This is a genomic window from Bacillus sp. SIMBA_074 (assembly GCF_046534555.1).
GTDB classification, from domain to species: Bacteria; Bacillota; Bacilli; order Bacillales; family Bacillaceae_G; genus Bacillus_A; species Bacillus_A mycoides.
In genome coordinates, this window is sequence record NZ_JAWRYM010000477.1 from 1 (window position 1) to 274 (window position 274).

Consider the following 274-nt stretch of genomic DNA (forward strand, 5'->3'; position numbering starts at 1 on the left):
GATGTTGGGAATGATCAAGCCGAGAAACGGAATCGTCCCGACCGTCAGAATCACGACGGAAGAAACCATAGCGACTATGACCAAACCAATATTGACGACCTGCTTGTAGTTCAACCCCAGATTGATGGCGAACTCTTCACCCATCCCTGCAATCGTAAACTTGTTGGCAAACAGATACGCGATAATCACCAGTGGGATGCTTATGTACAGAAGCTCATAGCTGCCTTTCATAATGGAGGAAAAATCTCCGTGAAGCCAAGCTGACATGTTCTGG

At 47.1% G+C, this 274-nt stretch carries 1 protein-coding gene; it reads right to left on the minus strand.

Annotation, left to right across the window (positions count from 1 at the left end; all coding sequences use genetic code 11):
• The coding region (locus tag SB773_RS31650) for an iron chelate uptake ABC transporter family permease subunit (RefSeq protein ID WP_410594280.1) at positions 1-274 on the minus strand (274 nt) is incomplete at both ends.